The sequence below is a fragment of the Cobetia sp. 4B genome, from assembly GCF_018831605.1.
Lineage (GTDB): Bacteria > Pseudomonadota > Gammaproteobacteria > Pseudomonadales > Halomonadaceae > Cobetia > Cobetia amphilecti.
In genome coordinates this window covers 3626467-3652566 of record NZ_CP059843.1, presented here as the reverse complement: position 1 = coordinate 3652566, position 26100 = coordinate 3626467, and the positions used below count along the sequence as shown (strand labels likewise).

General features: G+C 63.8%; 23 protein-coding genes. 5 read left to right on the top strand and 18 right to left on the bottom strand.

The window, feature by feature from the left end; genetic code table 11:
- Positions 1 to 43 precede the first annotated feature (43 nt).
- Positions 44 to 877 (top strand): shikimate dehydrogenase, encoded by an 834-nt coding sequence (gene aroE, locus H2O77_RS14960; RefSeq protein ID WP_215824630.1) that lies wholly within the window; start codon positions 44 to 46, stop codon positions 875 to 877.
- Between the two features lie 181 nt (positions 878 to 1058).
- Here aroE and H2O77_RS14955 read toward each other — a convergent pair whose 3' ends face one another.
- Positions 1059 to 1775 carry a response regulator transcription factor gene (locus H2O77_RS14955; protein WP_043333802.1) on the bottom strand — a complete coding sequence of 239 codons (717 nt, stop codon included), beginning with the start codon at positions 1773 to 1775 and terminating at the stop codon, positions 1059 to 1061.
- Positions 1776 to 2051: 276 nt separating this feature from the next.
- On the opposite strand from H2O77_RS14955, the gene H2O77_RS14950 reads away from it, so the two are divergent.
- Both H2O77_RS14950 and H2O77_RS14945 read left to right on the top strand, forming a co-directional pair.
- Positions 2052 to 2543, top strand: a complete 492-nt coding sequence (locus H2O77_RS14950; RefSeq protein WP_043333803.1) for a hypothetical protein — start codon at positions 2052 to 2054, stop codon at positions 2541 to 2543.
- A gap of 48 nt (positions 2544 to 2591) precedes the next feature.
- Positions 2592 to 4988 (top strand): ATP-binding protein, encoded by a 2397-nt coding sequence (locus H2O77_RS14945; RefSeq protein WP_215823451.1) that lies wholly within the window; start codon positions 2592 to 2594, stop codon positions 4986 to 4988.
- Between the two features lie 225 nt (positions 4989 to 5213).
- Here the strand turns inward: H2O77_RS14945 and H2O77_RS14940 are convergent, their stop codons facing one another.
- Together H2O77_RS14940 and H2O77_RS14935 are read right to left on the bottom strand one after the other, a co-directional pair.
- Positions 5214 to 6401: an EAL domain-containing response regulator gene (locus H2O77_RS14940; RefSeq protein WP_215823450.1), complete on the bottom strand. Its 1188-nt coding sequence runs from the start codon at positions 6399 to 6401 to the stop codon at positions 5214 to 5216.
- 377 nt (positions 6402 to 6778) lie between these two features.
- A complete protein-coding gene (locus H2O77_RS14935; protein ID WP_172978723.1) occupies positions 6779 to 7618 on the bottom strand; it encodes a M48 family metallopeptidase in 840 nt (279 codons plus the stop codon).
- 237 nt (positions 7619 to 7855) lie between these two features.
- Here H2O77_RS14935 and H2O77_RS14930 point away from each other — a divergent pair, with 237 nt between their 5' ends.
- Entirely contained in the window at positions 7856 to 8719 is an 864-nt protein-coding gene (locus tag H2O77_RS14930; RefSeq protein WP_215823449.1) for an ATP-binding protein, read from the top strand.
- 174 nt (positions 8720 to 8893) lie between these two features.
- On the opposite strand, the gene der is transcribed toward H2O77_RS14930, so the two are convergent.
- The 14 genes from der to H2O77_RS14860 form a co-directional block, all read right to left on the bottom strand.
- Positions 8894 to 10318: a ribosome biogenesis GTPase Der gene (der, locus tag H2O77_RS14925; RefSeq protein ID WP_043333806.1), complete on the bottom strand. Its 1425-nt coding sequence runs from the start codon at positions 10316 to 10318 to the stop codon at positions 8894 to 8896.
- Positions 10319 to 10710: 392 nt separating this feature from the next.
- On the bottom strand, positions 10711 to 11871 hold the full coding sequence (gene bamB, locus H2O77_RS14920; RefSeq protein WP_215823448.1) for an outer membrane protein assembly factor BamB: 1161 nt from the start codon (positions 11869 to 11871) through the stop codon (positions 10711 to 10713).
- Entirely contained in the window at positions 11868 to 12524 is a 657-nt protein-coding gene (locus H2O77_RS14915; RefSeq protein WP_240548630.1) for a tetratricopeptide repeat protein, read from the bottom strand. Before H2O77_RS14915 ends, bamB begins: the two co-directional genes overlap by 4 nt.
- Positions 12525 to 12611: 87 nt before the next feature.
- Positions 12612 to 13895: a histidine--tRNA ligase gene (gene hisS, locus H2O77_RS14910; RefSeq protein WP_084589419.1), complete on the bottom strand. Its 1284-nt coding sequence runs from the start codon at positions 13893 to 13895 to the stop codon at positions 12612 to 12614.
- A gap of 112 nt (positions 13896 to 14007) precedes the next feature.
- Positions 14008 to 15123 carry a flavodoxin-dependent (E)-4-hydroxy-3-methylbut-2-enyl-diphosphate synthase gene (gene ispG, locus H2O77_RS14905; RefSeq protein ID WP_043333809.1) on the bottom strand — a complete coding sequence of 372 codons (1116 nt, stop codon included), beginning with the start codon at positions 15121 to 15123 and terminating at the stop codon, positions 14008 to 14010.
- An 11-nt stretch (positions 15124 to 15134) separates the two neighbouring features.
- A complete protein-coding gene (locus tag H2O77_RS14900; RefSeq protein WP_215823446.1) occupies positions 15135 to 16172 on the bottom strand; it encodes a RodZ domain-containing protein in 1038 nt (345 codons plus the stop codon).
- Positions 16173 to 16508: 336 nt separating this feature from the next.
- Positions 16509 to 17405, bottom strand: coding sequence for a type IV pilus biogenesis/stability protein PilW (pilW, locus tag H2O77_RS14895; protein WP_215823445.1), 897 nt, complete (start codon positions 17403 to 17405; stop codon positions 16509 to 16511).
- Between the two features lie 158 nt (positions 17406 to 17563).
- Entirely contained in the window at positions 17564 to 18721 is a 1158-nt protein-coding gene (gene rlmN / locus H2O77_RS14890; RefSeq protein ID WP_043333811.1) for a 23S rRNA (adenine(2503)-C(2))-methyltransferase RlmN, read from the bottom strand.
- Positions 18722 to 19075: 354 nt separating this feature from the next.
- Entirely contained in the window at positions 19076 to 19501 is a 426-nt protein-coding gene (ndk, locus tag H2O77_RS14885; RefSeq protein WP_043333812.1) for a nucleoside-diphosphate kinase, read from the bottom strand.
- A 259-nt stretch (positions 19502 to 19760) separates the two neighbouring features.
- On the bottom strand, positions 19761 to 20087 hold the full coding sequence (locus tag H2O77_RS14880) for an iron-sulfur cluster assembly accessory protein (protein WP_043333813.1): 327 nt from the start codon (positions 20085 to 20087) through the stop codon (positions 19761 to 19763).
- Positions 20088 to 20102: 15 nt separating this feature from the next.
- Positions 20103 to 21251, bottom strand: a complete 1149-nt coding sequence (locus H2O77_RS14875; RefSeq protein ID WP_215823444.1) for an aminotransferase class V-fold PLP-dependent enzyme — start codon at positions 21249 to 21251, stop codon at positions 20103 to 20105.
- 125 nt (positions 21252 to 21376) lie between these two features.
- Positions 21377 to 21850: a Fe-S cluster assembly transcription factor gene (locus tag H2O77_RS14870; RefSeq protein WP_043333815.1), complete on the bottom strand. Its 474-nt coding sequence runs from the start codon at positions 21848 to 21850 to the stop codon at positions 21377 to 21379.
- Between the two features lie 142 nt (positions 21851 to 21992).
- Complete coding sequence (gene cysE, locus H2O77_RS14865) at positions 21993 to 22952, bottom strand: serine O-acetyltransferase (RefSeq protein ID WP_215823443.1); 960 nt, start codon at positions 22950 to 22952, stop codon at positions 21993 to 21995.
- 9 nt (positions 22953 to 22961) lie between these two features.
- Positions 22962 to 23759: an RNA methyltransferase gene (locus tag H2O77_RS14860; protein ID WP_054556868.1), complete on the bottom strand. Its 798-nt coding sequence runs from the start codon at positions 23757 to 23759 to the stop codon at positions 22962 to 22964.
- 505 nt (positions 23760 to 24264) lie between these two features.
- On the opposite strand from H2O77_RS14860, the gene H2O77_RS14855 reads away from it, so the two are divergent.
- Positions 24265 to 25059 carry an inositol monophosphatase family protein gene (locus H2O77_RS14855; RefSeq protein ID WP_043333816.1) on the top strand — a complete coding sequence of 265 codons (795 nt, stop codon included), beginning with the start codon at positions 24265 to 24267 and terminating at the stop codon, positions 25057 to 25059.
- A gap of 129 nt (positions 25060 to 25188) precedes the next feature.
- Here H2O77_RS14855 and secF read toward each other — a convergent pair whose 3' ends face one another.
- Complete coding sequence (secF, locus tag H2O77_RS14850) at positions 25189 to 26094, bottom strand: protein translocase subunit SecF (RefSeq protein ID WP_215823442.1); 906 nt, start codon at positions 26092 to 26094, stop codon at positions 25189 to 25191.
- Between the last annotated feature and the right edge of the window lie 6 nt (positions 26095 to 26100).

The following is a 26100-nucleotide window of genomic DNA, read 5'->3' as shown; positions in this document are numbered from 1 at the left end:
TCGCCGCATTGACCTGACGCTTTTCTGTGATTGTCCCGGAGTCCTGATGTCCCGTTACGCTGTATTCGGCAACCCGATTGCCCACTCGAAATCCCCGTTGATTCATCGCTCCTTCGCTGAGCAGCTCAAGGACTCGCTGAGCTACGAGGCACGACTGGCGCCGGTCGATGACTTCGCGGCCGGTTGGGCCGAGTTCGTCGCCGAAGGCGGCCAGGGGGCGAATGTCACCATGCCCTTCAAGGAGCAGGCCTTCCGGCTGGTCGATGTGCTGAGCCCGCGTGCCCGTCGCGCCGGTGCCGTCAATACGCTGATGCTCGGCAAGACCGGTCAGCTGTATGGCGATACCACCGATGGTGTCGGCCTGACCCGTGACCTCGAGCGTCTCGAGGCGCCGCTCACGGGCGCGCGCATCCTGATTCTCGGCGCGGGAGGCGCCGTGCGTGGTGTGCTGGAGCCTCTGCTGGCCAAGCAGCCGGCGGCATTGGTGATCGCCAATCGCACCGCCGCCAAGGCCAGCGCGCTGGCCGAGGACTTCGCCGACCTGGCGGGGCAAGGCTGCCTGCTGTCCGGTGGCAGCTATGCGGCCATCGAGGGTCAGTTCGATCTGGTCATCAATGGCACCAGTGCATCGCTGGGCGGTGAGCTGCCGCCGTTGCCGGATTCGCTGTTCTCTCCGCAGGCGCTCGCCTACGACATGATGTATGCCGCCGAGCCGACCGTCTTCATGCGCTGGGCCAGCGAGCGCGGCGCGCGGGTCGAGGATGGTCTCGGCATGCTGGTGGAGCAGGCGGCCGAGTCCTACTTCCTGTGGCGTCACAAGCGCCCGGAGACGGGGCCCGTGGCGGACATGTTGCGCAGGATGCTGGCGGAGGGGTGATTCGCGTGCGCTTGCCGGGCATGTACGTCGATTCAGATGGCCGCCAGACGGGCAGCCAGATGACCCGCTAGCCGACCAGTCAGACGACAGACGATGAAAAAGGAGCGGGGGACTCGACAGAGTCGCCCGCTCCTTTTTGGTTGGCCATGATCCAGCGTGCTCACGCCTTCGCTGTTGGCGCTCAGCTGCTCTTGACGGGGGCCGTGGCACAGGATTCGAGCCGATATCCGTACTGATAGACGCTTTTCAGTCTGAGCCCACGGCTGCCGTTCAGTCCCAGCTTGCGCCGCAGGCGGCTGACGTGGGTGTCGACCGTCCGGGTCGAGATGTCCCCGTTGACTCCCCAGATCATCTCCAGCAGGTAGGCGCGTGAGTAAAGCTCTCCGACGTGACGCAGCAGCAGGGAAGCCAGCTGATATTCGCGCTGGGTCAGGGCGACAGGCTCCTCGCCGCACCAGATGGTGTGTTCATCCGGCTCGATCCGATATTGATCGCTGATGGCCACCTTGGGCTGCAGGTAATTGGTGTCGGAGGTGACGAAACGCCTGCCCAGCGCTTCCACACGGGCCGTGAGCTCGGCAGGGCGGATCGGCTTGGCCAGGAAGTCATCGGCGCCGTGCTGAAGCGCATGCACGACATCCTCCTCCCCCTGGCTTGCGGTGATGAACAGGATCAGCCCTCGCCAGCCGTGCTCGCTGCGCAGTGTGCGCGTCAGCTCCATGCCGCAGGCATCCGGCAGTTGCCAGTCGATGATCAGCAGGTCGAAGCTGCGCTCGCGCAGTGCGCGCAACAACTGGCTGGCGCGCTCGAAGCCTGCCAGCTCATGTCCCTGGGCCTCGAGACACAGGGTCAGGTAATCCCGTTGATCATGATCATCTTCCAGAATGCCGATTTGCATGTCGCTGCCTCCCCGCGTGGGTATCGCAAGCAGTCTACGCGTCTCTTGCGTGAGACCGCGTCACAATGGTTCACGTTTGGCAGGACGATGGCGACATATACTCGTGTTCATCCCCTCTCGCTGCTTCATGGCGCGGTGCCGCTGCTGGCCCGTGAATGGCGAGGATGAAACGAGACGGTGAACCTCCGGCCGTCATCCATGGTTGTCCATGACCCCTGGAGTCTTCCCATGCCGCTTCTCATTCTCCTGCGATGTCTCACCACGGCGTTACCCCGCATGCGCCACTGGCTTCTGTTGCTGACGCTGTCGTTTTGCCCCTTCGCCATGGCCCTGGAGGCTCCGCAGGGGCCGGTGGTGCTGCGCGTCACCGGGGATGTCACCCATGCCAACGCCGGAGGCGAGGCACATTTCGATCGCGCCATGCTCATGGCGCTGACGCAACGGGAAACCGTGACCACCACCCCCTGGCATGACGGCGAAGTGAGCTTCAGCGGTCCGCTCGGTTCGGCGCTGATGGAGGCGGTGGGCGTCGAGGATGGCACCATGCGTATCGTGGCGCTCAACGACTACGCCGCCACCGCGCCGGTGCAGGACTATTTCGATCATCCGGTGATACTGGCCATGGAAGTCGATGGCAAGCGACTGCGTGTGCGCGACAATGGTCCCATCTTCATCATCTACCCCTTCAGTGAGCAGCCGGATCTCCTCAACGAGGAAATCATGACCCGCTCTGTCTGGCAGGTGAAGCGAATCGACATCGAACGCTGAACCCGCCTCTCCTGCTCCGTTTCATGAGCGCTGCCAGGATGCTCGTGCATGAATCCACTCCGTTCTCTGCATTTCAGAACCGCCATCGCCATTGCCGCGACGTTGTTCTTCGTCTCGGCATTGGTGACTGGCGTTCTGGTCTATCAGCGTCAGCAGGCACTCGAGCACAAGCTGCGTGAGAATCTCATCTGGGCGGTCTATCAGTTCGACAGGGAAGTGCGCGAGCTGCGCATGGTGGTGGCCGAGGAGCAGAAGACCCCGACGCCGCCCGCCTTGATGGATGACAGCGAGCTGCTGTTGCGGCTCGACATCCTCTATAGCCGGGTGCAGCTGCTGCAGAGCGGCCAACTGGGCAGCATGCTGGCGGGGATGCCTGACCTGCATGCCCAGCTGATGGCCATGCTGCCCAGAATCGAGGTGCTGGACAGCGCCATCATGGACCTGGCAAGTCGTCAGGAGCGTGATGCGTCCCTCTATGTGCAGATACTCAGCCGGCTTGCCTCGCTTCAGGAGCAGACCGGCGAGCTGCTGCTCAACATCAATGCCGAGGCCGCTATCCAGCGCACCAAGGAGCGCTCGGAGCTCCTCAACCTGTATGCCCTCGCGCTGTCGCTGGTGCTGCTGATGACGTTGAGCGGCATCGTGCTGGTGGTCGCGCTGATCGTCGAGAGTCGCGGACGGGCCTACAAGACCCGCAAGCTGGAGGAGCGCACCCAGGAGCTGGATGGCATGGTGCAGCTGGCGCAGGCGGCCAGTCGAGCCAAGTCGGAATTCATGGCGATCATGAGCCATGAGATACGCACCCCGCTCAATGGCATGGTCGGCGTGTCGGACCTCATCGGCGAGGAAGTCTCGACCCGGCGTGGCCAGCAATACCTGACGATGCTGCGCCAGAGTGCCGAGAGCCTGCAGGCCGTCATCAATGATGTGCTGGATTATTCCAAGATCGAAGCCGGCAAGCTGGAGCTGGATCAGCGCTGCTTCTCGTTGCCCGAATTCCTCGATTCCCTGGCCGCGCATTACCATCGCCAGACAGGCAGTGCCGGCAAGGGATGCTCGCGCATCTTCCTCGAAGAGCGTGCCGATGACCTGCCTGTCTGGGTCAAGGGTGACGTCAATCGCCTGCGTCAGGTACTGACCAACCTGCTCAACAACGCCTTCAAGTTCTGTCCCCAGGGTACCATCCGGCTGAGGGCATCACTGGAAGACGGCGAGACGCTTCATTTCGAGGTTCACGACAGCGGTTGCGGGATCGCCGCCGACCAGGTGAGCCAGTTGTTTGCTCCCTTCACCCAGGTGGATACCTCGATTGCGCGTCGTCATGAAGGCACCGGGCTCGGGCTTGCCATCTGCAAGCGACTGGTGGAGGCGATGGGCGGCGAGATTGGCGTCGAGAGCCATCTCGGGCTCGGCAGTCGCTTCTGGTGCCGCGTGCCGCTGCCGGTATTGACCGCCGCCGAGGCTTGCCCGCAGCAGGCGGTGGGAGACACGCCCTTGCCCCATGCAAGCGTGCTGGTGGTGGAAGACAACGAGGTCAATCAGTCACTGGCGCGGGCCATGCTCGAGTATCTGGGGCAGCAGGTCACGGTGGTGGAAGACGGTGAACAGGCACTCGAATGGCTGGCGCAGGCTGGCAACGATGTCGATCTGGTGTTCATGGACATGCAGATGCCGGTACTGGATGGCGTCGAGACGACACGTCGCTGGCGTCAGCACGAGTCCGAGCAACCCGCCAGCGCTCGTCTGCCGATCATCGCGATGACCGCCAACGTGATGCAGGAGGATGCCCGCCGCTGCATCGAGGCTGGCATGCAGGGGGTGCTGCACAAGCCGTTCACGCGTGATGATCTGCATCGGGTGCTGCAACAGTATCTGGTCCAGGCCTCTGATTCGCATGAGCCTGATTCACAGCAGAAGGCGCTCGAGCCAGACAAGCCAGAGGACTCGGCTGGCGAGCCGTCTGCCGCCCTGCAGGCACCAGGCGATGATGGCGTCAGCCCGACAGCGGCTGATGATCAGGACGCGCAGATCGATGCTGCTCTGGCGTTCGATGTGGCAACTGACGACTCAGCCGCACGTGCTTTGCCCAATGCCGCGCCTTCCTTGCTGCAACACGCGACCTGTCAGGAGCTGCTCACGACCCTGAGTGGCGAGGCCTATTCACGACTGCTGAGCAATTACCTGACGCGACTCGAAGGACGCCTCGACGTGATGGTGACCTTGCTGAAGCAGATGGATCTCACCGAGCTCAAGCGTGAGGCGCATTCTCTGAAGGGGGCGTCAGCCTCGCTGGGATGCAGCGGCATAGCCAGTGGCGCCAAGGCGCTGGAGGAGGCCGTGATCAGCGAGGACCTTCCTGAGGTACACCAGCATGTCGCCACATTGCGCTCCTTGAGTGTGCCGACGCGGGATAGCCTTCTCGCAGAGGGCTATCTGTTCACCTGACGGTATTGGGACGTGATGGCGTGATAGACAGCTGACAGCATTCACTAGCGTCCCTCTGGTTCTCCCATCCCCGCCTTCTCTCGCTCTCTTCATCCTGGCCTTCACGATTCATCCTGGCTTTCACGACACAGACGCCACCCATGGTGACATGGGTGGCGTCTGTGTCGTGGGGGAGTTGCGGCATTCCTGCTGTCTGTGCTGCGCTGCGGGGGGACGCCAGTCTCCTCAATGGACAGCGGAGACGTGGCGCTGGCTGAGTGCATTGACGGCGCTGGGCGGGCAGCGGCTCCAGGCATTGAAGTCGCTGACGGGCATGGGGCGCGCGAACAGATAGCCCTGACCGATATTGCAGCGGGTATCGCAGAGGTAATCGCGCTGTTCCGCGGTCTCGATGCCTTCGCCGACCACGGCGAGATTCAGACGCTGGCCCAGCTCGACGATGGTACGCGTGATGGCGCGCGCTTCCGGGTGACTGTCGCTGCGCCCGACGAAGCATTGGTCGATCTTCAACTCGTCGAACGGCAGGTTGTAGAGCTGCATCATCGAGGAGAAACCGGTGCCGAAGTCATCCAGCGCCAGGCGATAGCCGCGGTCGCGAATGGCATTGAGCAGGTGACGAGCGTAGGTGAGGCAGTCGATCCCGCAGCTCTCCGTGAGTTCCAGCGTGATGGAGTGCGGATCGACATGATGCTGACTGGCCAGCGCATCCAGCGTCTTCAGCATGTCGCGGGTGCGCAGCAGCTGGGGCGACAGATTGAGCGCGAGGTCAAGGTGAAGGCCCTGGGACTGCCATTGGCCCTGCTGGCGGAAACCATGCTCGATGACCTGCCAGGTGAGTGCCTCGATACGGTTGCTGCGTTCCGCCAGGGCGATGAACTGGTTGGGCATGACCATGCCGCGTAGAGGATGCTGCCAGCGCACGAGAGCCTCCGCGCCGCTGAGCCGGCCACTGGCGAGGTCGATCTTGGGCTGGTAGACGAGGTGCAGCTGGCGCTCGGTCAGAGCATCATCCAGTTCATCGAGTGACAGCGGATTGCGTTGCTTGTCCAGCTCTGCCAGCAGCGAGGCCAGGTGCATGATGTCGAAGGGCTTGCCGAGCTGGCCCAGCATCTCCAGGCCGCTGCGCTTGCCCCTGGCGACCATCGCTTGCATGTCGTCGTTGTGACAGGCGCTCATCAGGATGATGCCCGCCTCGACATTGCGCTCGCGCAGATAGCCGAGCACATCATCGCCGGTGAAGTCGCCCAGTTCGTAGTCCACCAGGATGAGGTCCGTCTCCAGACAGGCGGGGTTGCAGGCGATGTCCTGTAGCCCTTCGCTCTGCGTGCAGTCGAAACCATGGGCGGAAAGCAGCCCGCTGATGAGTTCACGAAAATCCGGATCGTCGTCGATGATGAGTGCGTGTCGAGTCATGTAAGGCATCCTCAAGCGAGTGTCGGGAATACGCTCGCGCCGCTGTGCATGAAGTGTCTGCATGAGCAGTGCGCAGGCGAGCAGGTGATCCCAGATTAGCAATGCAGTTACATGATTCGCGGATATCGACACATTTGACGGCTTCTTTTTACATTCGAACTGTCAGGTCGATGGATAAGAGGGCGGGTAGTGTGAGCCGGCCAGGGAGAGGCCTCCAGGGTGAGCCAACCAGGAAGAGGCGGGGAGGGGGGAGTAAACAAGGAAGAGGCGGGTAGCTGGATAGAGGTCGCCACACGCTCGCGCAGCCCCGGGTTGCCTCCGGGGCCGCGCGAGCGTGTGTTACCTGAGGATGATGACGCCACCCCAGACTGGCGGGGTCAGCGCAGTCGATCGCAGTTGGGCTTCTCGCCGGCGGCGCGGGCCTGCTGATAGGTCGGCAGAGCGGTCTCGAGGCGCTCGTTGAGAGCCGCCATGCGCTGTTCGTCACTCGGGTGCGTCGACATCCACACCGGAGGTTGCGCGCCACCGGCAGCGTTCATGTTGGCCCACAGCTTGATGCTGGCGCGCGGGTCGAAGCCGGCTTCGGCCATCAGGTCCAGTCCCAGCAGGTCGGCCTCGGACTCGTGGGAGCGCGAGAACGGCTTGAGCACGCCATATTCCGCGCCCATGCCCAGCAGGCCCATGAGCTGATCGCCACCGGTACCTTCGAGGCCGGCCAGTGCCTGGGTCAGTGACAGCCCGGCGGAGGTCAGTGATTGGGTCGAGACACGTTCGTTGGCGTGGCGCGCCAGCACGTGGGCGATCTCGTGGCCGATGACCGTGGCCAGCTGGTCCTGATTCTCGGCGACCTCAAGCAACCCGGTGTTGACGCCGATGTAGCCGCCCGGCAGCGCGAAGGCATTGGCGGACTCATCCTCGAAGACCTTGACCTGCCAGCCGCTGATGCCATAGCTGGCGGGCACCTTGGCGGTCACCGCATCCGCCACGCAGCTGACGTAGGCATCCTGACGACCTTCCACCACCGGCAGCTCCTGCTGGTACTTGCTGAAGCTGGCTTCCCCCATCTTCTCCAGTTCCTGGTCCGAGTAGAGGGTCAGCTGGCTGCGGCCCAGCGGAGAGCTGGCGCAGGCACTCAGGGTGACGGACGCCGCAAGCGCCGCCAGCGGGAGCAGACGACGCAGGGCGCGGGGAGATGAGAGATCGAGCAATCCTGGCATTGGGGCCTCCTGGCTAGATGACGTGACAACCTTCGAGTGCACGGCAGGGCGATGCTGAACGTGCAATAAACGTGCAGACAGCATAACCGGATAGGCGCAGTGGTGCAGTCAGCGAAATGATACGTTGCTGAGATCACAGCATCGTCAGGCCAGGCGGCCCCGCTGGGCATGAGATACTGGGTTTGATCTGATGGGCCTGCCACGGCCCGGACCCCATGTATCTGACAGGGAATCACCATGTCGCCAGAGTTTGAACGCCGCCTCTCGCATCTGCTGGACCGACTCGAGCCGATGCTACCGCCGACGGCTGTCGAAGTGGACTGGACACGCGATGTCGCCGCCTTGTGGACCCGCCACCCCCTGGGAGGGCGCCTGACGCCGATCGCGCCGCGTGACGCCCTGACACTCGAGGACCTGCTCGGCATCGCACGCCAGAAGCGTGAGCTGCTGGCCAATACCCGCGCCTTCCTTGCGGGCAAGCCGGCCAACCACGCGCTGCTGTGGGGCGCCCGTGGCACCGGCAAGTCATCGCTGGTCCGCGCACTGCTCAATACCCTGGGCCGCGAGGGGCTGCGTCTGATCCAGATCGATCGTCACGACCTGCCGGCACTGCCGGCGCTGGTCGCCGAGCTGGCCCAGCAGCCGCATCGCTTCATCGTCTATTGCGATGACCTGTCCTTCGAGGGCAGCGATGACGCCTACAAGGCGCTCAAGAGCGTGCTGGATGGCACCCTGACCGGGCCGCCGGAGAACGTCCTGCTGTACGCCACCTCCAACCGTCGTCATCTGCTGCCGGAGCAGATGAGCGACAACCAGGCCACCCACATCGTCGATGGCGAGCTGCATCATGGCGATGCAGTGGAAGAGAAGATCTCGCTGTCGGACCGCTTCGGCCTGTGGCTGGCCTTCCATCCCTTCAATCAGGACGCCTATCTGGAGACCTGTCAGCACTGGGTGGAATGGCGTCTCGGCGCGGGCAGCTTCGATGAGGCCGCGCGTGGCGAGGCGCTGCGCTACGCCACCCAGCGCGGGGTGCGCAGCGGGCGTGCCGCCTGGCAGTTCGCCAATCTATGGGCGGGGCAGAAGACGCTGGAGGCGTGAGCCCGGTGCTTGACGCCCTTGAGATGATTGCGGCGCTTGAGGTGCTTGAAGCGTCAGTGCTCGCCCCATGAAAAAGCCGCCCCTGCAGTCATCTGCAGGGGCGGCTTTTTCATGGGGCAGGCTGGCGGATCAGATCCGCTGGCCTGCCATCACGCACGGGCACAGCTCACGCCATCAACGGCGCTGCTTGCGTTCCTTGCGAGCTTCCTTGGTGCGCGCCAGTGAACGCTCTTTCGCGCGTTCGCGGTCGTCAGCCCCCTGAGCGCCATCGAAGGGGTTGTCGCCGGAGCGGAACTCGAAGCGCATCGGCGTGCCCTTGACCTTGAGCACCTTGCGGAAGGTGTTGGTCAGGTAGCGCTTGTAGGCTTCCGGCAGACGGTTGGTCTGGTTGCCGTGCACTACGATCAGCGGCGGATTGGCGCCACCCTGGTGAGCCATGCGCAGCTTGATGCGACGGCCATTGACCATCGGCGGCTGGTGCGCCTGGGTGGCGTCCTGCAGCAGAGTGGTCAGACGCTTGGTCGACCAGCGGGCCACGGCGCTTTCGAAGGCGCGGTCGATGGACGGGTAGAGGTCACCCACCGCAGTGCCGTGCAGCGCGGAGATGAAGTGCAGGTCGGCGTAGTCGGCAAAGCCCAGACGACGCTTGATCTCGGAGCGCATCTTCTCCTTGGCTTCGCTTTCCAGGCCATCCCACTTGTTGACCACCAGCACCAGGGCGCGGCCGCTGGTCAGCACGAAGTCCAGCAGGTGCAGGTCCTGCTCGACCAGTCCCTGGCGGGCATCGAGCACCATCACGGCGACGTTGCACTTCTTGATCGCTTCCAGCGTCTTGATGATGGAGAACTTCTCCACCACTTCGCGCACGTTCTTGCGACGACGGATCCCGGCGGTATCGACCAGCAGGTAAGGCTTGCCACGACGCTCGAAGGGGATCTCCACGGCATCGGTGGTGGTGCCGGCCTGGTCATAGACGACCACGCGCTCCTCGCCCAGCAGGCGATTGACCAGCGTCGACTTGCCGACGTTCGGGCGACCGATGATGCCGATGCGCACGCCGCGATCATCCAGCTCCGGGTGCAGGTCCTCGTCTTCGCCTTCCTCGACTTCGGGGTAGGGCGAGAGCACCTCTTCCAGCAGCGTGGTGACGTTGCGGCCGTGCTCGGCGGCGATGGCGCGCGGGTCACCCAGACCCAGGGTCCAGAAGTCGGACTTGCCGATCTCCTCGTCCATGCCGTCGGTCTTGTTGACCACCAGCCAGGTCTTCTTCTGGTTGACGCGCAGGTGGTTGGCGATGGCCTCATCCGCCATGTTCAGACCGGCGCGCGCATCGACCATGAACAGCACGATGTCGGCTTCGTCGATGGCGGCCAGTGACTGGCCGGCCATCATCAGGTCGATGCCTTCCTCGTCACCGCTGATGCCGCCGGTGTCGATGACGGTGTAGGGCTTGCCGCCGACCTTGCCGGTGCCGTACTTGCGGTCACGGGTCAGGCCGGGGAAATCGGCGACCAGAGCATCACGGGTCTTGGTGAGGCGATTGAATAGCGTCGACTTGCCGACATTCGGGCGGCCGACCAGGGCGATCACGGGGTTCATGGAATCTCACAGCATTCGCAGGGATAGCATCGATGCCGGCCCCGTACGGTCTGCTTCGAACCATGATGGCTGGAAAGCACCTTGTGCAGGCAGGGCGATAGCGATGATATCGGACTTGGGGCACTGGATGACGACGCAGGCGTCGCATGCATCCAGTATGGTCCGCCGACAGGGGGGTAGCACTGTCGGCGGAAAGATCTCGTGGCTGAATCAATGGCTGCGTCGTGCGGCAGGCCTGATCAGCGGGGGCAGCATTCTAGCATTGACAGGGAGTTGCTACCAATGGCGCATTACGACAACGGCAGCCAGATGGCTGCCGTTGTCTTGACGAGGGCTGAACGAGGCGCATGTCAGATTGCAGGGCAGGCTGACGTGCGCGCTCGATCAGTGGCTTACGGCGCTTCGAGATCCAGCGCCGTCAGCTCGCCATCGTTGGTGTAGACGTAGATGCGCTTGCCTTCGGTCAGCGGGGTGATGCTGATGCCATCGCCCCCCACGTCATAGCGGCCGGCCATCTCGCCGCTCTGGGCGTCGATCAGGTGCACATAGCCTTCGTAGTCACCGACCACCAGCTTGCCATCGACGAAGGCCGGAGAGGTCAGCCAGCGGCCTTCCAGGTCTTCGGACTTCCACAGCACGTTGCCCGTGTTGGCATCCATCGCCAGCACATGGCTGGCATTGTCGATGCTGAACAGGTAGTCGCCGACCACGATGGGCGTCAGATAGCTGGAGGACGGCTTGTCCCAGAGCGGCTCGCCGTTGCGGGCGTCCAGCGCGATCAGGCGACCGTTGTAGCTGGTGACGAACAGGCGACCATCCTGGGTCAGCACCGGCTGGCCATCGAGATCGACCAGCTGGTCCACCTCGGTACGCCCGGCCGGCACGGCAACGCGCAGGTCCCACAGTTCCTGACCTGAGCGGTTGTCGAGCGTGACCAGCTTGCCGTTGGCGAAGCCCGCGAAGGTGACCGGCTGGATGACGCGCGGCGCGCCGGTGCCACGCAGCGTCAGGGCCGGAATCGTGGCCGAGTAGGCCCACTGCTCTTCGCCAGTGAAGCGATCAAGCGCGGTCACGGTGCCATCGACGCTCTGCACCACGACCAGCTCGTCGTTGTACTGCGGCGCGGCCAGCACTTCACTGGAGACACGCGTGCTCCATTCGATGCTGCCATCTTCCTGGCTGACGGCGCTGACCTTGCCATCGCGCGTACCGACGTACAGGCGAGAGGCATCGGCATTCAGTGCGCTGGTGATGCCAGCCGGCAACCGTGTCTGCCAGATGTCGTCGCCACTGTCGGCAGCGAGGGCTTCCAGCTCACCGCCTTCGGCACCGACGAACAGCTTGTCGTTGGCGAAGATCGGTGACAGCGGATAGTGGGCACGGCCAAGGCCATTGCCCACCGATTCGCTCCAGACGGAATCCAGCGCGACCTGGCGATCGAAATCGACCAGTTCCTTGGGCGCATATTCCGGTTGGGCACTGCTGGCACAGCCGGCCAGCAGACTCATGGCCAGCAGCGAGGCCGGTACGCTCAGACGACGAGTGACGCTCATGAAGAAGACTCCGCAGCCAGATCGGCGAGTTTCAGGTCGAGACCGTAGACCGGCTGACCACTTTCCTGCGACAGGGTGCTGGCCTGCTGATAGGCGGCGATGGCCTCATCACGCTTGTCCTGTGCGGCCAGGGCATCGCCACGCACCGCAGCCGCCTGCGCTGCCAGCGGCGCCGGCGGGCTCTTGAGCAGGGCGAGTGCCGCGTCGTTGTCGCCGCGCTCGACATTGATGCGTGCCAGACGCAGGCTGGCCAGCCCCTGCAGGTAGCTGTCATCGCTGTTGTCGATCACGCTCTGCAGCGCCGTGGCGGCTGCGTCGAGATCGTTGGCCTTGACCGACATGCTGGCATCCAGCAGGTGCGCCATCTGGGTGTAGAGGCTGTCGCCGTGCTCACTTTCCAGTTCGCCGATCAGCGTACGCGCCTGCTTGACGCCGGCGTCTTCCAGCTTGGGCTGGCTGACGAGGCTGATCAGTTGCTGGTAACGCACGGAGGCCGCTTCGGACTGGCTGGCTTCATAGTTCTGCCAGGCCTTGAAGGCAAAGACACCGGCGCCGGCCAGTACGACACCGGCAATCAGTGACTTGCCGTTCTCGCTCCACCAACGCTTGATGGCTTCAAGCTGTTCTTCTTCGCTTCTGAGCTCTTCCGCCACGGGCGGTCTCCTTGACCTGGCCGGCATGCCGGCACTTGCATTCGTGAGGCGGAGAGCTGGCTCTCCGCCCGATATTCATTGGCCGTCTCAGGCGCCGAAGACGCTGTCGAGACGTTCGCCCAGCGCACGCTGGTTCAGCGTTTCCTGGTCGCGTTCCTCGCGCAGGAACTTGAGCGCCACCGTGCCTTCGATGACTTCATTCTCACCGAGAATCAGCGCGATGCGAGCACCGCTCTTGTCGGCCTTCTTCATCTGGCTCTTGAAGCTGCCGCCACCGCAATGCAGCACCAGACGCAGATTGGGCAGGGCGGTGCGCAGCTCTTCGGCCAGACGCATGGCTTCGCCTTCGGCCTGCTCGCCCATCGACATCAGGTAGACATCGACGGTCTCGCGGACGTCCTGCGGTACCAGTTCCAGCGTCTCGAGCAACAGGATGAGGCGCTCGACGCCCATCGCGAAGCCGACCGCCGGCACCGGCTTGCCGCCCAGCTGTTCGAACAGGCTGTCGTAGCGGCCGCCGGCACACACGGTGCCCTGGCTGCCCAGCGCGGTGGTGGTCCATTCGAACACACTGCGCGAGTAGTAATCGAGGCCACGCACCAGGCGCGGGTTGATGACGTACTCGATGCCGGCGGCGTCGAGACGTGCCTTGAGGCCCTCGAAGTGCACGCGGGATTCTTCATCCAGGTGGTCCCCCAGACGCGGTGCGGCGTCGACGACGGCGGCCATGTCCGGGTTCTTGGTGTCGAGGATGCGCAGCGGGTTGCTGTGCAGACGACGTTTGGAGTCTTCGTCGAGGACATCCAGGTGCTGTTCGAAGTATTCGACCAGCAGGTCACGATAGGCAGCACGCGCCTCGAGGCTACCCAGCGAGTTGAGCTCGAGCGTGACGTGTTCCAGCAGGCCCAGCTGGCGCCACAGACGTGCTGAGATCAGGATCATCTCGGCATCGATGTCCGGGCCTTCCATGCCGTAGGCTTCGACGCCCACCTGATGGAACTGACGATAACGGCCCTTCTGCGGGCGCTCGTGGCGGAACATCGGGCCGGTGTACCACAGACGCTGGATCTGGTTGTGGACCAGGCCATTCTCCATCGCCATGCGCACGCAGCTGGCGGTGCCTTCCGGACGCAGGGTCAGGCTGTCGCCGTTACGGTCGTCGAAGGTGTACATCTCCTTCTCGACGATGTCGGTGACTTCGCCGATGGAGCGCTTGAACAGCGCGGTCTGCTCGACGATGGGGGTGCGGATCTCGCGATAGCCGTACTGGCCCATCAGCGCTTCCACCTGGTGCTCGAAGTATTGCCATACCGGTGACTGGTCCGGCAGCAGGTCGTTCATGCCACGAATGGCCTGGATCTTGGTACTCAACGTTCTCTCCTGAATCCTTGCGCGTCTCCCCACGGCGCTCGCATGACGTCATGCAGGCGGGTGGGGAGACGAAGGCGCGTCAATCATGACGCGCAAGCCAGCCGAGACAAGCTCAGCTCTGGCGGATGATAGTGTCGGCCTCACGGGCCTCTTTTTCCGCGACCTTGTCACGGATGAGTCGCTCAAGATCGTCAACCAGGGTGTCATTGGTCAACTTGCTGGCCGGCTTGCCGTCCAGGTAGACCAGGTTGGCGGGGCTGCCGCCGGTCAGACCGACATCGGTCTCCTTGGCTTCGCCGGGGCCATTGACGACACAGCCGATGACCGAGACGTTCAGCGGCGTCATCACGTCTTCAAGACGTGTCTCCAGCTCGTTCATGGTCTTGATGACGTCGAAATTCTGACGCGAGCAGCTGGGACAGGCAATGAAGTTGATGCCCTTGGCGCGCAGCTTGAGGCTCTTGAGCATGTCGAAGCCGACCTTGATCTCCTCGACCGGGTCCGCTGCCAGCGACACGCGGATGGTGTCACCGATGCCGTCCATCAGCAGCATGCCCAGGCCGATGGAAGACTTGACGGTGCCCGAGCGCAGGCCGCCCGCTTCGGTGATGCCCAGGTGCAGCGGCTGTTCGATGCGCGCTGCCAGGTCACGATAGGCGGCGACGGCCATGAACACGTCGCTGGCCTTGACGCTGACCTTGAAGTCCTGGAAATCGAGGCGATCCAGATGGTCGATGTGACGCATGGCAGATTCGACCAGCGCCGCCGGCGTCGGTTCGCCGTATTTCTTCTGCAGGTCCTTTTCCAGCGAGCCTGCGTTGACGCCGATGCGGATCGGGATGCCGTTGTCGCGGGCGGCGCTGACCACGGCGCGCACGCGGTCTTCACGACCGATGTTGCCCGGGTTGATGCGCAGGCAGTCGACGCCAAGTTCCGCCACACGCAGGGCGATCTTGTAATCGAAGTGGATATCGGCCACCAGCGGGATGTTGCTCTGCTGCTTGATGCGACCGAAGGCTTCGGCGGCATCCATGTCCGGCACGCTGACACGCACGATATCGGCACCGGCATCCTCGAGGCGCTTGATCTGCGCGACGGTGGCGGCGACATCGTTGGTGTCGGTGTTGGTCATGCTCTGCACGGAAATCGGTGCATCGCCGCCGACGGCCACATTGCCGACATGAATCTTGCGCGAGACGCGGCGCTTGATGGGGGAGTGACTATGCATGGGATTCCGGATCATTCACCGAGTGTGAGTTTGGCGACACTGCCGCGCGTGACGCGCGTGAGGTCGACCGCTTCATTCATGTAACGCAATTCGACGCCAGAGGCATTGCCGATGGTCAGCGTGAAGGGCGGCTTGCCTTCCAGCGTCGTGCTGGTGCCGGCCTCGTTGTTGCCGCGCAGCAGGCGCTTGCCATCGGCATCACGAATGTCGGTCCAGGAATTGATGTTGAACGTCAATTCGAGCTTGCGCGGGTCTGCCGCCGGCGCAGCATCCTCTGCTGCGCTCTCTTGTGTGGTGTCGGCACTGGCATCGGCGACAGCACTCACGTCAGCGGCGCTATCCGTGGCAGCGCCAGACGCTGACGTGCCAGCCTCTGCAGCGCCCGGCGCGGCCGCGGTTGCACCTGTATCGAGCGCGTCAGCACTCTGCGCTGTCGCCTCGGAAGATGCTGCTGTCTCGACGGCAGATGCATCACCGGTGGCGGTAGCAGTGGAGGACGGTGCCGCTTCACTGGCAGAGGACTGTGAGAGCGAAAGCTCGATGGAGCCATCGGCGTTCACGACCGGTGCGGCGTTGTCCGCATCGCTGCCACCTTCGAGGGCGGAGGTTTCCGCCGGCGAGGTGCGGCCATAGTCGCCACTCTGCCACCACACATAGCTGAGACCGATCAGACCGGCGATGACCAGCAGGCTGACGAGGCGGAACAGGTACTTGCCCATCTTGCCCGGCGGGCGCACCGACGGCGTGGAACTGGGAGTGTAGCGCTCGGCTTCGGTGGTGCCGAACTGGGCATTGTACTGCCCGACGATGGCCTTCTCGTCCATGCCCAGCAGGCGGGCATAGGCACGCAGATAGCCGCGACGGTACGCGGCGATGGGAATCTGGTCGTAGTGGTCGCGTTCCAGGTCATCGACCAGGCTGGGGCGCAGGTTGAGCTGTGTCGCCACCTCATCACGCGACAACCCCTGATGCTCGCGCTCCAGCTTGAGGCGCGTGCCAGGCAGTGCATCACTGGCGTGCTGATCAGGGGCGGGTTGATGTTCGCTCATGGCGCATCCTTGTAAGGAAAAACTGTCTACCGAGCGCACATCCGGGCGCTCTTCCGGTACTGCGGGAAACTGCTCCTGACACTGATGCTGGAGCATGCTGACTGATGCTGTCGCGCGATTGGCCGGGTGCTGCACGACTCGTTGATCATCATGCGAGTGAGCAGCGTGAAAAGCGATGACCCCCATGCCAATCGATGCGCACGAACACACGTTCGTCCGCGTCGGCACTATACCAAGCCCGCGCCGAGATTTTCACCGGCATTTCGGTCTTCTCGGTCCTGCTTGCAGCGACCCCGCTCATGAGGTGGCGCCATCAGCGGCGTCGTTGCGCCTCGCTCAGGGAGTGCGAATCACCGCGCGACCGGATTCCCGTGTCATGACCTGCTCCAGCTGACGGCTGTAGAGATCTGCCAGACGGCTGTCGCCGCGAGCCGTGGCCACATCGACGGCCAGGGCGAGACTGTCGCTATCGGTGCCTGCCAGACGGAAGTAGCGGCTCAGCGCCGACTGGGCGGCGTCATTGTCGCCGGCGTCATGCGACATGCGTGCCACCGCCAACCAGGCCTCTGACTCACGCGGGTTGATCTTGACGGCACGCTCGAAACTCTTCGCGGCCTCGCTGGTCTTGCCCAGCTGCAACTGACAGCGGCCCAGATTGGTATAGAGCTGGCCACGATTATCGTAGGTCAGGTCTTCTGCCGCGATCTCGAGCTGCCGGCAGGCCTCGATGTATTCACCGCGAGAGTAGAGAAAGGCCGCGTAGTTGTTGCGCGCACGGGTAAAGGACGGGTCGCTGGAAATGGCCTGATTGAAATAGTCATCGGCGAGCACGTTCTCACCCTGGCGCTGATAGATCATCGCCAGCCCGGCCTTGGCCTCGGCATTGCTGCTCTGCAGCTTGAGTGCCTTCTGGAAGGCGCTGTCGGCACGTTGCAGCTGATTACGACCCAGATAGGCCTCTCCGAGTTCCACGTAGGCGTTCGAGGCCTTGTTGTCATCCGGCGGGGCGTAGGGGTCGTTGGTTTCCACGCGTGTCGCGCAGCCTGCGAGGGTCAGGCCGGCAAACCCGAGGCACAGCAGCAGGGCTCTGGTGCGGCGAGTGATGCCGCGAGCAGCGGTGCGGGTGTGGGAATCATGCTGGCAGGGGCCCTGTGCGACAGTGCCATGGGCGACAGAGTCATAGGCGACAGGGTCATGCTCATTGGTGCGATGACGGGGCAGACGACTCGGCATGCAATCCTCGCGTGAATGAAGGCTCATGATGTGCCTGCGGGCGAGGGTCGCGGCAGGCAACAAAAGCGCCCCCATCAAAGCGCCGCACCTGCCACAAGTCAAGGTGGCAGGGCGGCGCATGGCTATGGCGATAGCGTCAGGTCAGGGCTGGCAGCCGCTCAGTCGGCGTCGAGCTGGATGGCGTTGATGTAACGCTCGGCGCGACGGGTGCGGTCCTTGACCTGACCGACCAGCTGGCCACAGGCGGCGTCGATGTCATCGCCACGGGTCGCGCGCACCGGTGCGGTGTAGCCCAGCTCATAGAGACGCTGCTGGAAGCGCATCACCTGGTTGCGTGACGGCTTCTCGTAACCGGAATGCGGGAACGGGTTGAACGGGATCAGGTTGATCTTGCACGGCAGCTCGTCGAGCAGCGCGGCCAGTTCCTCGGCGTGCTGGATCTGGTCGTTGACGTCCTTGATCAGGGTGTACTCGATGGTGACGATACGTGCGTCGTCACACTTGGCCAGGTAGCGATGGCAGGAGTCGAGCAGCGCGCGGATGTTCCACTTGCGGTTGATCGGCACCAGCACGTTGCGCAGTTCATCGTTGGCCGCGTGCAGCGAGATCGCCAGGCTGACGTCCATCTCGTCGCCGAGCTGGTCCAGCTTGGGCACCACACCGGAGGTGGAGAGGGTGACGCGACGCTTGGACAGGCCATAGGCGTTGTCGTCCAGCATCAGCTTCATCGCCGGCACGACGTTGTCGTAGTTCATCAGCGGCTCGCCCATGCCCATCATCACCACGTTGGTGACCGGACGCTTGCGGGTGTCCTTGCGGTCTTCGGCGCCACGGGTGGCGACCCACACCTGGCCGATGATCTCGGCGGCGGTCAGGTCACGCTCGAAGCCCTGCTTGCCGGTGGAGCAGAAGCTGCAGTCCAGCGAGCAACCGACCTGGGAAGACACGCACAGGGTGCGACGGTTGCCGTTCTCGGACGGGATCAGCACGGTCTCGACATAGCTGCCATCGCTGACTTCCAGCACCCACTTGCGGGTGCCGTCCTTGGACTCGCCTTCATAGACGATGCCCGGCGCACGGATCTCGGCGACCTGCTTGAGGCGTTCGCGCAGCGGCTTGGCGAGGTTGGTCATCTCGTCGAAGCTGTCGACGCCTTCCTGGTGAATCCATTTCATCACCTGGGTGGCGCGGAATTTCTTCTCGCCGATGCTCTCGAAGAAGGCTTCCATCGCCGGGCGCGGCAGGCCCAGCAGGTTGGTGAGCTTGACGGCGGCAGGGGCCGCGGCATCGGTGGCAGTTGCAGTGGTATCAGTCATGGTATGGGCCGGTCGTGTCAGGGATGGGCAGGCGTCATACAAAGGATAGACGTCTGCAGGGCGACGCTGTCAGCGGAGGTGGCGATGGTTCGCAGACCTCAAGAGGCTCTCGTCATCAGCGCAGTGCGCGTGGGCGTCACATGGCGTGGGGAGAGGGCGCTGCAGCGGCTTTCAGAAAAGCGTATCGGACCTGCTCAAGCGTCGAATCTGCTTCAGGGGGTGCATGCTGTCGCGCGACGCTTCAGCACGTCCGATACCACGACGGCCCCGCCTCGCAGGCAGGGCCGTCGTGTCATGCACGGCTGGGAGACGCGTGCCCCGAAGGGCCGGGCTTCTCAGTCGTACAAGGCGAAATCAACCGCGCGGGCAGATTTCGTTGTCGCCGAAGAAGTAGGCGATTTCGCGAGCAGCAGATTCCGGCGCGTCAGAACCGTGAACGGCGTTGGCGTCGATGGAAGTGGCGAAGTCTGCACGGATGGTGCCGGCTTCTGCTTCCTTCGGGTTGGTAGCGCCCATCAGGTCGCGGTTCTTGGTGATGGCGTCTTCGCCTTCCAGCACCTGGATCATGACCGGGCCGGAAGTCATGAAGCCGACCAGCTCACCGAAGAAGCCACGTTCGCTGTGCTCAGCGTAGAAGCCTTCGGCCTGTTCCTTGGACAGGTGAACCATCTTGGAAGCGACGATCTGCAGACCGGCCTTCTCGAAGCGGGAGTAGATTTCGCCGATCACGTTCTTGGCAACGGCATCCGGCTTGATGATGGACAGAGTACGCTGAGTCATGGTGAATCTCCTGAGACAAGCTTTGAAGAGCCGCACGGCAGATGCCGAACGGCGGAAAACGGGCTCTGTCGGCATGCGCGCGACAAAAGTGGGCGGCATTATAGCGGCAAGTGCCACCGGCTGCATCCATCATGCCTGAGTCGCATGACGCACAGATGGCAAGCGCCTCGTCGGCATGGGCTGGCGAGGCGCTGAGGGTCGGCTTGGACGTTGAGCCTGGTCTACACGCTGAAGCCAGTCTCAGACGCTGAAGCCTGGCCTAGACGCTGAAGCTCTCGCCACAACCACACTCGTCCTTGACGTTGGGGTTGTTGAAGCGGAAGTAGCGGTTCAGGCCGTCCTTGACGTAGTCCACTTCGGAACCGTCGAGCACGGTGAGGGCTTCGGTGTCGACATAGACGGTGGCGCCGTGATCGACGAAGACGGCGTCTTCCTCGTTGACCTCGTCAGCGAAGTCGAGCACGTAGCTGTAGCCGGAGCAGCCGCTGGGCTTGACCGAGACACGCAGGCCAAGGCCGTGGCCGCGCTCGGCCAGCACGACGCGGATCTGGTCGGCGGCGGAGGAGGAAATCGACAGATGTGCCATGAGCAGTCTCCCGGGTCAGGCGCGCAGCGACGTCAGGGCATGCCTGAGTTCGCCGAGCGCGGATTCGATGTCGGCAGCGGTGGTGAAACGACCGAAGCTGAAGCGCAGTGATGCCAGCGCCAGCGGACGGGGCACCCCGATGCCGGTGAGGACGAACGACGGTTCGACACTGGCGGAATTGCAGGCCGAGCCGGTGGAAATCGCGATGCCGCGCAGCGCCATCAGCATCGCCTCGCCATCCACGCCCTCGAAGGCGAGATTGACGATGTTGGGCGCGCTGACCTCTATATCGGTATTGAAGTGCACGCCTTCAAGGCCGGCAAGCCCGGCGACGAACTGATCACGCAGCGCGACGAGGTGCTGGTGATCGGCGTCGAACTGGTCGGCGCTCAGGCGGTAGGCCTCGCCCATGCCGACGATCTGATGGGTCGGCAAGGTGCCGGAACGCATGCCGCGCTCATGGCCACCGCCGTGGATCAGGGCATCGACCTTGATCTGCGGCTGGCGACGCACGTACAGCGCGCCGATGCCCTTGGGGCCGTAGGCCTTGTGGGCGGACAGTGACAGCATGTCGATGGGCTGACGGCTGACATCGATCTGCACCTTGCCGGGGGCCTGGGCGGCATCGACATGGAAGGCCGCGCCATGCGAGTGGGCGATGTCGCCCAGCGCATCCAGGTCATTCAGGCTGCCCAGCTCGTTGTTCACCGCCATCAGCGATACCAGGATGGTGTCGCTGCGCAGGGCACCGCGCAGGCTGTCCGGGCTGATGCGCCCGTCAGGCTGCGGCGCAATGCGCGTCACCTCGAAGCCTTCCGCTTCCAGCGCACTGGCGGTATCCAGAATCGCCTTGTGCTCGATGGTCGAGGTGATCAGATGGCGGCCACGCGCGGCATTGGCACGCATGTAGCCGGTCAGCGCCAGGTTGTCGGCTTCGGTGGCACCGCTGGTCCAGACGATCTCACGCGGGTCGGCACCGATCAGCTCGGCGACCTGACGACGCGCGCCCTCGACGGCCTGCTCGGCCAGCCAGCCCGGCATATGACTGCGCGAGGCCGGGTTGGCGAAGGTGCCGTCCTGCGTCAGGTGACGCATCATCAGCTCGGCGACGCGTGGGTCGACGGGCGTGGTGGCGGCATAGTCAAGGTAGATCGGCTGGGACATGGTGACTTCCTGAAGACACGACAGACAGTGATGACGGTGAACGTGATGAAGGCGATCTCGAAGGCGATGGGGCGCGGCGAGCATCGCCTCGGCTGGCCGTGCTCAGCCTGGCTGGCAAACGCCGCTCAGCTGCCTTGCATGACGGTGATCGGTGTCGGCTCGCACGCCTTGCGCTGACGACTGGCTATCTGGCGAATCTCTTCGCGCGCGACCAGGTCGGCCAGGCTGATGCCGTCGAGAAAGCCGTGGATCTCGTCGGACAGATCACACCACAGATGGTGCGTCAGGCAGGTGTCACCGGCCTGACAGTCCGACATTCCCTGACAGCGTGTGGCATCGACTGACTCGTTGACGGCGTCGATGATGCACGCCACCGAGGTGGTCTCGAGTTCGGTATCCAGCAGATAACCGCCACCGGGGCCACGCACGCTCTTGACCAGACCTGCACGCCGCAGACGTGCAAACAGTTGCTCCAGATACGACAGCGAGATGCCCTGGCGTACGGAAATATCGGCCAGACAGGTCGGGCCGCAACTGGCATGCAGGGCCAGATCGAGCATCGCGGTGACGGCGTAGCGTCCCTTGGTGGTCAGGCGCATGACAGAGTCCGTGAGCAGATGGAGCCTGCGACGTTGAGGACGAGGCCGGGCGTAGTCGCCGCCTCTGGCGAGACGGCGTATCAATGCGCCCCATTATGGTGGGGTGGTCTGGCGGGGTCAATCCCGACTGAATTGGTCAACTTTAGCCATGCTGACGTTCGGCGGGCTCCTGCGTATCGCTTGCCTGCTCGGTCGGCGGCTGCTCAGTCGGTGCCTGCTGGGGCGAGGTCTGCTCGGAACTGGAGGCTGCCCGGGCCTTGGGTGAGGTGCTGCCCTGGGCTGCGGCCACGTCAGCGACGGTCGTCTCGCCACCGCAGGGCCCCAGTTCATCGATCAGCTGGGCGAAGTCGGCATCATCGAGCTCGGGCAGGCGCCCGGCGCGATAGCTGGCATCCAGCTTGCGCAGCGTGCCGCACATCTGTTCGATGCGCTTGTCCACGGCATGCATGTGATCGAGCATCGCGTGCATGGAACGCGCGACCGGATCGGGCATGTCCTGGCCCATGCCGTAGGCATCGAAGCCGAACTTCTCCTTCATGGCCTCGCGGCTTTCCGGGTCGACTGATGGCTCCTCCGCCACATCCGGCTCGGCACGCTTGACGATCTTGCCGGGAATGCCGACGACGGTGGCGCCGGCAGGCACTTCACGCGTGACCACGGCATTGGAGCCGACCTTGGCGCCGGCACCAACGGTGAACGGGCCGAGAATCTTGGCGCCGGCACCGACGATGACACCGTCGCCGAGGGTCGGGTGGCGCTTGCCGGCGTTCCAGGTGGTGCCGCCGAGAGTGACGCCGTGATAGAGGGTCACGTCATCGCCGATCAGGGCGGTCTCGCCGATCACGACGCCCATGCCGTGGTCGATGAAGAAGCGCCGACCGATGGTGGCACCCGGGTGGATCTCGATGCCGGTCAGCCAGCGCATCAGGGTCGAGCCGGTGCGCGCCAGCCATTTGGCGTTGTGACGCCATAGCCAGTGATTGATGCGATGGGCCACCAGCGCATGCAGGCCCGGATAGTTGGTCAGGACTTCAAAGAAGTTGCGTGCCGCCGGATCACGGGCAAACACGCTATCGATGTCTTCACGCAGTCGAGTGAACATGGCGTGTCCTCAGGAAGTGCGGTTGGCCGTGTCGGCTTGTGCCAGGCGAACCTGCTTGTCCACCGCGGAAAGAATGCCGCGCAGAATGTTGATTTCCATGCTGTCCGGACGCGCGCGCAGATAGAGGCGACGCAGGCGTGCCATCAGCTGGCGCGGCTGTTCCGGATCGAGGAAGTCGACGCTGATCAATGTCTTCTCGAGATGCTCGAACAGGCGCTCGAGGTCGGCATGGCTGGCCAGCGGGCTGTCCCAGTCGATACCGAACGGCTGGTCATCCTCGGCACGCGGCGTCTCGCCGGCGGCTTCCTGGTCGGCCAGCCACGCCTGGCGGCACTCATAGGCCAGCACCTGCACCGCCGCGGCCAGATTCAGCGAGCTGAAATCCGGATTGGTCGGGATGTGCACGTGGCGGTGGCAGCGCTGCAGCTCTTCATTGGAGAGCCCGGAATCCTCGCGGCCGAAGACGATGGCCACGCGGGCATCCGGCAGGCGGGCTTCATCGGCCAGGGTGGCACCGAAGGCGCGCGGCGTGATCATCGGCCACGGCAGGTTGCGCGAACGTGCGCTGCAGCCGACCACCAGGCTGCAATCCGCCACGGCCTCTTCCAGCGTCTCGTGCACCGAGGCGCTGGCGACGAGTGCATCGGCACCCGAGGCGCGTGAGGCGGATTCCTGGCATTGCACCTGACATCGCGGCGCGACCAGTGCGAGATCGGCCAGGCCCATATTGAGCATGGCGCGGGCTGCACCACCAATGTTGCCGGGATGGCTGGTGCCAATCAGGACAATGCGCAGACGTTCAAGCATGAGGACTTCCAGGATAGCAATTGAAGGGCGGGTCGGCCGACGCGGCTGGCGCAGTGCGTGATCCGCATACGCAGACTCAGCGATAAATCGCGCGTCAGGACCCGATATCCTAGCATGAAGCCGCGTCAGGGAGCAGTTTCCCGCCGGTGTTGAGGCCAAGAGCGGCGCGAGGGAGGCGCACGTGGGCAGGGCGCAAGCAGGCGACGCGCAGGCAGAGGGTGGCCGCAGGCAATGGCAGCTCGAGCCGAGCTCTGATAGACTACGCCGTCCCGTCATGTCGCAACATGTGTTCGCCCTCGCTGGCGCCGCGTGCTGTGGCGGCTGGCAGCCTGCATACATTGCACTATGCAGCGCGCCCCGCGCCGTATCAGGATTCCTGTACGGGCTACATGAGCGCCTGATCTGATTGCACCCAGTTTCGCTCGATCCGTGTTGCGCCGCGTTGAAGTCTCACGCGCCGTGGCACCCGTTCTTTAACAGCTCCCGACTCGTCAAGGCCTTGATCATGCATCCGATGGTCCAATTTGCGCTGCGTGCTGCACGCGGTGCCGCAGAGCAGTTCGTCCGTGCTCGTGAACGTATCGAAGTCGCCCGTGGCGACAACGATCTCGACACCTTCATTGCAGACACTGCACGTCGCGCCGAAGCGCACATCGTGCGTCAGCTGGAGCGCGGTTATCCGCAACACGGTCTCTCCGGCCGTTATACCGACCATCGCGATGGTGAAGGTCAGGGCTCTGACTACCACTGGCGCATCGAGCCGGTGCACGGTTATTCCAACCTGGCATCCGCGGCCTCCGGCTTCGCGCTGTCCGTGGTCTGCCTGTTCAAGGGCCGTGCCGAGCACGCCGTGGTCATCGCACCGTTCACTGACGAAGAGTACATCGTCAGCCGCGGTCGTGGCGCCCAGCACTCCGGTCACCGTATCCGCGTGACCAACGCCACCTCCATCGAAGGTGCGCGTCTGGCGATGGGCCTGCCGGAAAGCTGGCAGCGTCCGCGTCACCTGCCGACCTACCTCTCCATCGTTCAGCAGGTCGGCCCGCAGGTCGAGATGCTGCGCACCAGCGGCTGTGCGCTGCTGGACGTGCTCGAGCTGGCCTCCGGCCGCGTCGATGCCGTCTATGTGCTGGGTCTGGATGCCGGTGACAGCGAGATCGTCAGCCTGTTCCTGAAGGAATGTGGCGCGCTGGCAGGCAGTGCCGACGGCACTCCGGTCGTGGTTGCTGAAGGCACCCTGATGGCCGCTGGCGCACGTCTGTACAAGGCGCTGGCGCAGACCATGCAGCCGCACCTGTAAGGCCCTGCAAGACGACGTGACCTGACAGCCCTCTGGGGCAGTCTGGAGAACGAAAAAAACCCCACCTCGCATGAGGTGGGGTTTTTTTTGTGCCTGGCGATCCGTGCCGGGCTTAACGAGCGGAGGCGCTTACGGCGCGCCGTCCTCGAACTGCTCCTTGGGCGGGGGGATCAGATCCACACGCTTCAGGCCGACCACCAGCAGCAGCGCCGCTGCCACGTAGATGGATGAGAAGGTCCCCGCGACCACACCGATGATCAGTGCGATGGCGAAGTTGTGGATCATGTCACCGCCGAGGAAGAACAGCGCCAGCAACACCAGCAAGGTGGTGCCGGAGGTGGACAGCGTGCGTGACAGCGTCGCGTTGATGGCGTCATTGAAGATCGACGGCATGTCATCGGTACGCGATTTGCGGATGTTCTCGCGAATGCGGTCGTAGACGATGATGGTGTCGTTCAATGAGTAGCCGATCACGGCCAGCACCGCGGCCAGTACCGTCAGGTCGAAGTCGAGTCCGAACAAGGCGAAGATGCCCAGCAGGATGATGACGTCGTGACCCAGCGAGATGAGTGCGCCGAGGGCGAACTTGTACTGGAAGCGGAAGGCCACATAGACCATTACCACGGCCAGGGCGAGCAGCATGCCGAGACCGGACTGGTCACGCAGCTGATCACCGACCTGAGCACCGACGAACTCGGCGCGGATCAGGTTGACGCTGTCACCGGTGGCCTGCAGGTGCGCCACGATGTCATTGCCGATGCCGGCTTCGAAGCTCTGCTGCAGACGCACCAGAATCTCGTTGCTGGCACCGAAGGTCTGGACCGAGACATCCTTGTAGCCGGCGGCTTCGAGTGTCTGGCGCACGCTGTCCAGTGCCGGTGCCGCCTGGTATTTCACTTCCACCAGGGTGCCGCCGGTAAAGTCGAGGCCCAGGTTCAGGCCATGAATCACAAGGGCGCCAATGGCCACGATCGTCAGCACGATGGAGACGATGAAGGCCGCGCGCCGCTTGCTCATGAAGTCAAACTGTCGCATCACGAT

Bases quoted from the DNA above. Each gene is read 5' to 3' on its own strand.
- H2O77_RS14875 (WP_215823444.1), bottom strand. From the start codon at position 21,251: ATGTCCCAGCCGATCTACCTTGACTATGCCGCCACCACGCCCGTCGAC.
- pilW (WP_215823445.1), bottom strand. From the start codon at position 17,405: ATGCCGAGTCGTCTGCCCCGTCATCGCACCAATGAGCATGACCCTGTC.
- H2O77_RS14950 (WP_043333803.1), top strand. From the start codon at position 2,052: ATGCGCCACTGGCTTCTGTTGCTGACGCTGTCGTTTTGCCCCTTCGCC.
- ndk (WP_043333812.1), bottom strand. From the start codon at position 19,501: ATGACTCAGCGTACTCTGTCCATCATCAAGCCGGATGCCGTTGCCAAG.
- ispG (WP_043333809.1), bottom strand. From the start codon at position 15,123: ATGCATAGTCACTCCCCCATCAAGCGCCGCGTCTCGCGCAAGATTCAT.
- H2O77_RS14955 (WP_043333802.1), bottom strand. From the start codon at position 1,775: ATGCAAATCGGCATTCTGGAAGATGATCATGATCAACGGGATTACCTG.
- H2O77_RS14900 (WP_215823446.1), bottom strand. From the start codon at position 16,172: ATGAGCGAACATCAACCCGCCCCTGATCAGCACGCCAGTGATGCACTG.
- H2O77_RS14930 (WP_215823449.1), top strand. From the start codon at position 7,856: ATGTCGCCAGAGTTTGAACGCCGCCTCTCGCATCTGCTGGACCGACTC.
- rlmN (WP_043333811.1), bottom strand. From the start codon at position 18,721: ATGACTGATACCACTGCAACTGCCACCGATGCCGCGGCCCCTGCCGCC.
- secF (WP_215823442.1), bottom strand. From the start codon at position 26,094: ATGCGACAGTTTGACTTCATGAGCAAGCGGCGCGCGGCCTTCATCGTC.
- H2O77_RS14935 (WP_172978723.1), bottom strand. From the start codon at position 7,618: ATGCCAGGATTGCTCGATCTCTCATCTCCCCGCGCCCTGCGTCGTCTG.
- cysE (WP_215823443.1), bottom strand. From the start codon at position 22,952: ATGTTCACTCGACTGCGTGAAGACATCGATAGCGTGTTTGCCCGTGAT.
- der (WP_043333806.1), bottom strand. From the start codon at position 10,318: ATGAACCCCGTGATCGCCCTGGTCGGCCGCCCGAATGTCGGCAAGTCG.
- H2O77_RS14945 (WP_215823451.1), top strand. From the start codon at position 2,592: ATGAATCCACTCCGTTCTCTGCATTTCAGAACCGCCATCGCCATTGCC.
- H2O77_RS14880 (WP_043333813.1), bottom strand. From the start codon at position 20,087: ATGGCACATCTGTCGATTTCCTCCTCCGCCGCCGACCAGATCCGCGTC.
- bamB (WP_215823448.1), bottom strand. From the start codon at position 11,871: ATGAGCGTCACTCGTCGTCTGAGCGTACCGGCCTCGCTGCTGGCCATG.
- H2O77_RS14870 (WP_043333815.1), bottom strand. From the start codon at position 21,850: ATGCGCCTGACCACCAAGGGACGCTACGCCGTCACCGCGATGCTCGAT.
- H2O77_RS14940 (WP_215823450.1), bottom strand. From the start codon at position 6,401: ATGACTCGACACGCACTCATCATCGACGACGATCCGGATTTTCGTGAA.
- H2O77_RS14855 (WP_043333816.1), top strand. From the start codon at position 24,265: ATGCATCCGATGGTCCAATTTGCGCTGCGTGCTGCACGCGGTGCCGCA.
- H2O77_RS14860 (WP_054556868.1), bottom strand. From the start codon at position 23,759: ATGCTTGAACGTCTGCGCATTGTCCTGATTGGCACCAGCCATCCCGGC.